Source organism: Pseudomonas sp. 24 E 13, assembly GCF_900004715.1.
Classification (GTDB): domain Bacteria; phylum Pseudomonadota; class Gammaproteobacteria; order Pseudomonadales; family Pseudomonadaceae; genus Aquipseudomonas; species Aquipseudomonas orientalis_A.
Genome location: NZ_CVTO01000102.1, coordinates 113,085 through 120,825, shown reverse-complemented (window position 1 = coordinate 120,825; position 7,741 = coordinate 113,085). Strand labels below are relative to the sequence as shown.

The 7,741-nt window shown below is 61.8% G+C and carries 5 protein-coding genes; 3 read left to right on the top strand and 2 right to left on the bottom strand.

The features are described from left to right. Positions 1-220 precede the first annotated feature (220 nt). Positions 221-2,317: a TonB-dependent siderophore receptor gene (locus tag BFP90_RS09360; RefSeq protein WP_065896511.1), complete on the bottom strand. Its 2,097-nt coding sequence runs from the start codon at positions 2,315-2,317 to the stop codon at positions 221-223. A gap of 111 nt (positions 2,318-2,428) precedes the next feature. Then, positions 2,429-3,589: a Do family serine endopeptidase AlgW gene (algW, locus tag BFP90_RS09355; protein WP_057725862.1), complete on the bottom strand. Its 1,161-nt coding sequence runs from the start codon at positions 3,587-3,589 to the stop codon at positions 2,429-2,431. A 101-nt stretch (positions 3,590-3,690) separates the two neighbouring features. Between algW and BFP90_RS09350 the strand changes: the two genes are divergently transcribed. From BFP90_RS09350 to cysN, 3 genes are all read left to right on the top strand, one after another. Beyond that, entirely contained in the window at positions 3,691-4,449 is a 759-nt protein-coding gene (locus tag BFP90_RS09350; protein WP_065891506.1) for a Nif3-like dinuclear metal center hexameric protein, read from the top strand. Between the two features lie 258 nt (positions 4,450-4,707). Continuing rightward, complete coding sequence (cysD, locus tag BFP90_RS09345; RefSeq protein ID WP_017137614.1) at positions 4,708-5,625, top strand: sulfate adenylyltransferase subunit CysD; 918 nt, start codon at positions 4,708-4,710, stop codon at positions 5,623-5,625. A 9-nt stretch (positions 5,626-5,634) separates the two neighbouring features. Beyond that, the gene (cysN, locus tag BFP90_RS09340) at positions 5,635-7,533 is read left to right on the top strand and encodes a sulfate adenylyltransferase subunit CysN (RefSeq protein WP_065896510.1); all 1,899 of its coding nucleotides are present in this window, start codon (positions 5,635-5,637) and stop codon (positions 7,531-7,533) included. Positions 7,534-7,741 lie beyond the last annotated feature (208 nt).

Genomic DNA, 7,741 nt, shown 5'->3' with positions numbered 1-7,741 from the left:
CCACGGATTCAAGCCTGCGTTCGGCCAGCGTGGTTTAACGGGGCGCCTGAGATCAAAAGCAAAAGCGCGGTGGCCTTAGAGCCGACCGGTATCATTTGCCGGTCCGCGATCCAAATGTGGGAGGGGGCTTGCCCCCGATGAGGGAGAGTCAGTAAGTACATCAGTGACTGACACATCGCCATCGGGGGCAAGCCCCCTCCCACATTTAGTCTCATGTCTGTCAGAGGTTAAGGCTCAGGCTGACGGTGAAGTTGCGCGGCTCGCCGGGGTTGACCCAGTAGCTGCTGTAGGATCGCTCGTAGTACTTCTCGTTGAACAGGTTGTTGAGGTTCAGCCCCACGGTGACATTCTCCGTCGCTTTGTAATGCGCCAGCAGATCGACGGTGTGGTAAGCGGGCAGTTCAAAACCTGTTCCCGCCTCACCGGAGCGATCACCCACATAGGTAAACGCCGCCCCCAGGTCCGAACCGCGCAATGCGCCGTCCTGGAATTGGTACACCCCCAACAGACTGCCGCTGCGTTTGGCGACGCCGAGGATACGGCTGCCGGCAGGAATGGTTTTATCGCCCTTGGTCACTTCGGCGTCGATGTAGGCCAACGCGCCGATCACGCGGATGGCGTCGGTGACCTGCCCGGTCAGTTGCAGGTCCAGGCCCTGGCTGCGCGCCTTGCCCATGGCGCGGTTGGTGTTGGTCGCCGGGTCCAGGGTCAGCACGTTTTCCTTTTCGATATGGAAGGCGGCGAGGGTGGCGCTGAGGCGGTCGTCAAACAGCTCGCTCTTGACCCCGACTTCATACCCCACACCTTCTTCGGGCTTGAAGGTCTTGCCAGCGGCATCCAGGCCGCTGTTGGGCTTGAATGAGGTGGAGGCGTTGGCGAATACCCCAACCTGCGGCGTGAGTTGATAGAGCAGGCCGGCGCGTTGGGTGAAGGCGTCGTGGGTTTGCCGGCTTTTGGCGTGGTTGCGGGTGAAGTCGTCGGTGCTCTGGTCGAAATGCTCGAAGCGCGCGCCCACCATGCCGCGCAGGCGGTCGGTAAAGACGATCTGGTCTTGCAGGTTCAGCGCATGGCTTTGGGTCTGCTCGAAGAAATCGGTACCGGTGCGCGTGCCATTGGGTTTTGGCTGGCCGTAGACCGGGTTGTGGAGATCAATGGGGTAGTTGCTGCCGCCGATAGCGGTCACCCGTTCCTTCTTGCGGTAGTCCTCGTACTCGGTGCCGACCAGCAGTTCATGCTGCCAGCTGCCAATATCGAACAGCCCGCGCAGTTCCAGTTGGGTGATGCTGTCGTGCCAGCCGGTAGAGCGCTCGCGGTAGCGGCGGTTGACGGTGTGACCGTCGGCGTTCAGCGCACGGCTTTCCGAAGCGTCGCCCCACAGGCTACCTTGCTTGTAATGACTGGCCAGGCGCAGCTTCCAGGCATCATTGAGGTGATGTTCCAGCGCGGCCTGGATGCGGTTGTTGTGGTTGCGGATATTGCCGTCGTCCGGCTCGCCAAGGAACGTGGAATGGGACATGCCGGTGTTGGCGACAATGCCGCGGTCGAAGGTGGAGGCGTGGCGCACGAATTCGCTTTCCACCAGCAGAGTGGTATCCGGGTCCAGTTCCCAACTGAAGGACGGTGCGACGAACACTCGCTTGGCGTCCACGTGATCGCGAAAACTGTGGTTGTCTTCAACCGCCAGGTTCACACGCGACAGCACGCGACCCTCGCTGTCGAGCGGCGTATTCACGTCCAGCGCGGTGCGGTAGCGATCCCAACTGCCCGCGCTGGTTTGCAGCGTAGTGAAGGCTTCGGGTTGGGGTTTCTTGCTGACGATATTCACTGTGCCGCCTGGATCGCCACGTCCGTACAGGCTGGCGGCCGGCCCCTTGAGCACTTCGATGCGTTCGATGTTTGCCGCGTCCGGCGTGCTCGGGTAGCCGCGATTGGCACTGAAGCCGTCCTGGTAGAACTCGGAGGTGGTGAAGCCGCGCACGCTGTATTCGTAAAGGGTCAGGCCGCCAAAATTGTTCTGCTTGGAGACGCCGCCGGCAAATTCCAGGGCGCGTTCCACACTGGTGCTGCCCAGGTCCTTAAGTACCGTGGCAGGAATCACGCTGATCGATTGCGGGATATCGCGCAGGGCGGTGTCGGTCTTGGTGGCGCTGGCGGAGCGGGTCGCGCGGTAACCCTGCACCGGGCCGGTCGCCGACTCGTAGGCGTCGGTGGTGACGCTGATGGTGTCCAGTTCCAGGGTGTTTTCTTCGGCGTAGGCAGGGTCGAGCAGCAAACCCAGGGCCAGGCCGGCCAGGGGGGCAAATTTTCGAGACGGCATGATAGAGCGTTCCAATGTCGATATTGAAACAATATAACATGTCTAATGAGAGAGATTGCTATGTCATATCAATGCACCGGCGCCCGCGAACGGGCGCGGGTGCGCTGCCGCTTATTCCTCTTCCTTCACCGGTGCCGTGGCCGGCGGCGGGCGCAGGCCGATTTCCGCCGACAGCTTGATTTCCTTGCCGTTGCGCATCACCTGGATCGCCACCTTGTCGGTCGGCTTGATCCGCGCCACCTGGTTCATCGACTTGCGGCCATCACCGGCGGGTGCGCCGTCGATGCTGAGGATCACATCGCCCAGTTGCAGGCCGGCTTTCTGCGCCGGGCCGTCGCGGAAGATCCCAGCGACCACGATGCCCGGGCGCCCGGTCAGGCCGAACGACTCGGCCAGTTCCTTGGTCAAGGGCTGGACTTCAATGCCCAGCCAGCCACGAATCACCTGGCCGTGTTCAATGATCGACTTCATCACCTCCATCGCCAGCTTCACCGGGATCGCAAAACCGATGCCCTGGGAACCGCCGGACTTGGAGAAAATCGCTGTGTTGATGCCTGTCAGGTTGCCATTGGCATCCACCAGCGCGCCGCCGGAGTTGCCGGGGTTGATCGCCGCGTCGGTCTGGATGAAGTCTTCGTAGCTGTTAAGGCCCAGTTGGTTACGCCCGGTGGCGCTGATGATGCCCATGGTCACCGTCTGGCCGACGCCGAACGGGTTGCCGATGGCCAGCGCCACGTCGCCCACGCGCAGGCCGTCGGAGCGGCCGAGGGTGATCGACGGCAAATCCTTCAGGTCGATCTTCAGTACCGCAAGATCGGTTTCCGGATCGCTGCCCACCACGCGGGCCAGGGTTTCGCGGCCGTCACGCAGGGCCACCACGATCTGGTCGGCGCCGGTGGTCACGTGGTTGTTGGTGAGGATGTAGCCTTCCGGGCTCATGATCACCCCGGAACCGAGGCTGGACTCCATGCGGCGCTGCTTGGGCCCGTTATCACCGAAATAGCGGCGAAACTGCGGGTCTTCGAACAGGGGATGCGCCGGCTTGTTGATCACCTTGGTGGTGTACAGGTTGACCACGGCGGGGGCGGCGATGACCACGGCGTCGGCATAGGTCACCGGGCCTTGCACCACGGTGCTGGTTTGCGGGGCCTGCTGCAGGTTCACATCCAGACTGGGCAGGCCAACCCACTGGGGATAACGCTGAATAATCAGCATCGCGATCAGCACGCCAGCCAGCAATGGCCATCCAAAAAAACGCAGTGCCTTGAGCATCAAGTAAGTCCTGACAGGTTGCAGGGGGCGCGGGAGCGCCCATAATGTCGCGCATTATACGAGGCTGTGACGCCTGCGAACCGGATATTTAGGAGTCTTTTATGGCCGTCCCCCTTACCACCCTCGTCGAGGAAGCGGACCGCTACCTTGGCAGCCTGAAAATCGCCGATTATTGCCCCAACGGCCTGCAAGTCGAGGGCCGGCCCCAGGTGATGCGCATCGTCAGCGGCGTCACCGCCAGCCAGGCCCTGCTGGACGCCGCCGTCGAAGCCCAGGCCGACCTGATCCTGGTGCACCACGGGTATTTCTGGAAGGGTGAGAACCCCTGCATCACCGGCATGAAGCAGCGTCGCCTGAAAACCTTGCTCAAGCACGACATCAGCCTGTTGGCCTACCACCTGCCCCTGGATCTGCACCCCGATGTCGGCAATAACGTGCAGCTTGCCAGGCAACTGGACATCACCGTCGAAGGCCCGCTGGACCCCGGCAACCCCAAAGTGGTTGGCCTGGTCGGCTCGCTCGCCGAGCCGCTGTCACCGCGCGACTTCGCCCGTCGCGTGCAGGACGTGATGGGCCGCGAGCCGCTGTTGATCGAAGGCAGCGAGATGATCCGCCGCGTCGGTTGGTGCACCGGGGGCGGCCAGGGCTATATCGACAATGCGATTGCCGCGGGCGTCGACCTGTTTATCAGCGGCGAAGCGTCCGAGCAGACCTTCCACAGCGCCCGCGAAAACGACATCAGCTTCATTGCCGCCGGCCATCACGCCACCGAGCGTTATGGCGTGCAGGCACTGGGCGATTACCTGGCGCGACGCTTCGCCCTGGAGCACCTGTTCATCGATTGCCCGAACCCCATCTGAGCCATACAGCGGGACTCAATGTGGGAGGGGGCTTGCCCCCGATTGCGGTGTGTCAGTCAGTCCCTATTTCACTGATCCACCGCTCTCGAGGGCAAGCCCCCTCCCATACTTGACCGCATTGCAGGCCAAACTCAGGGGTATATTCATATACCGTTTCGATCTAGTTGGCGCCCTAAATAGAAGCAGGTGCTGTGCTAGCATGCCCCGCTCGAACACGGCCCGCTGGCCGTCCACAAGATCGTTTTTCCGTGAGTAGCCATGGTCGACAAACTGACGCATCTGAAACAGCTGGAGGCGGAAAGCATCCACATCATCCGCGAGGTCGCCGCCGAGTTCGACAACCCGGTGATGCTCTACTCGATCGGTAAAGACTCCGCCGTGATGCTGCACCTGGCACGCAAGGCCTTCTTCCCGGGCAAACTGCCGTTCCCAGTGATGCACGTCGACACCCGCTGGAAATTCCAGGAGATGTACAAGTTCCGCGACAAGATGGTCGAGGAACTGGGCCTGGACCTGATCACCCACGTCAACCCGGACGGTGTGGCGCAGGGCATCAACCCCTTCACCCACGGCAGCGCCAAGCACACCGATATCATGAAGACCGAGGGCCTCAAGCAGGCCCTGGACAAGCATGGTTTCGACGCTGCCTTTGGCGGCGCGCGTCGCGATGAAGAGAAATCCCGTGCCAAAGAGCGCGTGTACTCGTTCCGCGACAGCAAGCACCGCTGGGACCCGAAAAACCAGCGCCCGGAGCTGTGGAACGTCTACAACGGCAACGTCAACAAGGGCGAGTCGATCCGTGTGTTCCCGCTGTCCAACTGGACCGAGCTGGACATCTGGCAGTACATCTACCTGGAAGGCATCCCGATCGTGCCGCTGTATTTCGCCGCCGAGCGCGATGTGATCGAGAAGAACGGCACGTTGATCATGATCGACGACGACCGCATCCTCGAGCACCTGTCCGACGAAGACAAAGCCCGCATCGTCAAAAAGAAAGTCCGTTTCCGTACCCTTGGCTGCTACCCGTTGACGGGCGCGGTGGAGTCCGAAGCCGAGACGCTGACGGACATCATTCAGGAAATGCTCCTGACGCGAACTTCCGAGCGCCAGGGCCGTGTCATCGACCACGATGGCGCTGGCTCCATGGAAGATAAAAAACGTCAAGGTTATTTCTAAGGGGCTGTCATGTCGCATCAATCTGATTTGATCAGCGAGGACATCCTCGCCTACCTGGGCCAGCACGAGCGCAAGGAAATGTTGCGCTTTCTGACCTGTGGCAACGTCGACGACGGCAAGAGCACCCTGATCGGGCGCCTGCTGCACGACTCCAAGATGATCTACGAAGATCACCTGGAAGCCATCACCCGCGATTCGAAAAAATCCGGCACCACTGGCGATGACATCGACCTGGCCTTGCTGGTCGACGGCCTGCAGGCCGAGCGTGAGCAGGGCATCACCATCGATGTGGCCTACCGCTACTTCTCCACCGCCAAGCGCAAATTCATCATCGCCGACACCCCGGGCCATGAGCAGTACACCCGCAACATGGCCACCGGTGCCTCCACCTGTGACCTGGCGATCATCCTGATCGACGCCCGCTACGGCGTGCAGACCCAGACCCGTCGCCACAGCTTCATCGCCTCGCTGCTGGGTATCAAGCACATCGTGGTCGCCATCAACAAGATGGACATCAACGGCTTTGACCAAAGCGTGTTCGAGTCGATCAAGGCCGATTACCTGAAGTTTGCCGAGGGCATCGCCTTCAAGCCGAGCACCCTGGCCTTTGTGCCGATGTCGGCGCTCAAGGGCGACAACGTAGTGAACAAGAGCGAGCGTTCGCCTTGGTACACCGGCCAGTCGCTGATGGAGATTCTCGAAACCGTCGAGATCGCCAACGACCGCAACTACACCGACCTGCGTTTCCCGGTGCAATACGTCAACCGTCCGAACCTGAACTTCCGTGGTTTTGCCGGCACCCTGGCCAGCGGCATCGTGCACAAGGGCGACGAAGTCGTGGTGCTGCCGTCGGGCAAGAGCAGCCGCGTCAAATCCATCGTCACGTTCGAGGGCGAGCTGGAGCACGCAGGTCCCGGTCAAGCGGTGACGCTGACCATGGAAGACGAGATCGATATCTCCCGTGGCGACCTGCTGGTACACGCCGACAACGTGCCGCAAGTGACCGACGCCTTCGACGCCATGCTGGTGTGGATGGCCGAGGAGCCGATGCTGCCGGGCAAGAAATACGACATCAAGCGCGCCACCAGCTATGTGCCGGGTTCCATCACCAGCATCGTGCACCGTGTGGACGTGAACACCCTGGCCGAAGGCCCGGCCAGTTCCCTGCAGTTGAACGAGATTGGCCGGGTCAAGGTCAGCCTGGACGCCGCCATCGCCCTGGACGGTTACGACAGCAACCGCACCACCGGCGCCTTTATCGTCATCGACCGTTTGACCAATGGCACCGTCGCAGCCGGCATGATCATCGCCCCGCCCGTGACCCATGGCAGCGCGGCGCAGCACGGCAAGTTGGCCCATGTGGCCACCGAGGAACGTGCCCTGCGCTTCGGCCAGCAGCCGGCCACAGTGTTGTTCAGCGGCCTGTCCGGCGCCGGCAAGAGCACCTTGGCCTACGCGGTTGAGCGCAAGCTGTTCGACATGGGCCGTGCGGTGTTCGTACTGGACGGCCAGAACCTGCGTCACGACCTGAACAAAGGGCTGCCGCAGGACCGCGCCGGGCGTACCGAAAACTGGCGGCGTGCCGCTCACGTGGCGCGCCAGTTCAACGAAGCCGGCCTGCTGACCCTGGCCGCGTTCGTCGCCCCGGATGCCGAAGGCCGTGAACAGGCCAAGGCGCTGATTGGCAGCGATCGCCTACTGACGGTGTACGTGCAAGCGTCGCCATTGGTGTGCGCCGAGCGTGATCCGCAAGGGCTGTACGCTGCCGGTGGGGATAACATCCCGGGTGAGTCGTTCCCGTACGACGTGCCATTGAATGCCGACCTGGTGATCGACACCCAGGCCCTGTTGCTGGAAGACAGCGTCAAGCAAGTGCTGGAACTGTTGCGCCAGCGCGGCGCGATCTAAACCAGTACTCGGTCAAATGTGGGAGGGGGCTTGCCCCCGATGGCGGTGTGTCAGTCAAATAGGCTGAGTCTGACACTCTGCTATCGGTATCTACACAACTCAGCAGCGCCCAACCGTAACCACGATGCGAAGCGAGTCGCTCTTGCTCTTGCTCTTGATCTGCTTTTGATCTTGATCTCAGGCGCCCCGTTAAACCACGCTGGCCGAA

Coding starts and splice junctions, on each gene's coding strand:
- BFP90_RS09360 (WP_065896511.1), bottom strand. CDS start 2,317: ATGCCGTCTCGAAAATTTGCCCCCCTGGCCGGCCTGGCCCTGGGTTTG.
- cysN (WP_065896510.1), top strand. CDS start 5,635: ATGTCGCATCAATCTGATTTGATCAGCGAGGACATCCTCGCCTACCTG.
- algW (WP_057725862.1), bottom strand. CDS start 3,589: ATGCTCAAGGCACTGCGTTTTTTTGGATGGCCATTGCTGGCTGGCGTG.
- cysD (WP_017137614.1), top strand. CDS start 4,708: ATGGTCGACAAACTGACGCATCTGAAACAGCTGGAGGCGGAAAGCATC.
- BFP90_RS09350 (WP_065891506.1), top strand. CDS start 3,691: ATGGCCGTCCCCCTTACCACCCTCGTCGAGGAAGCGGACCGCTACCTT.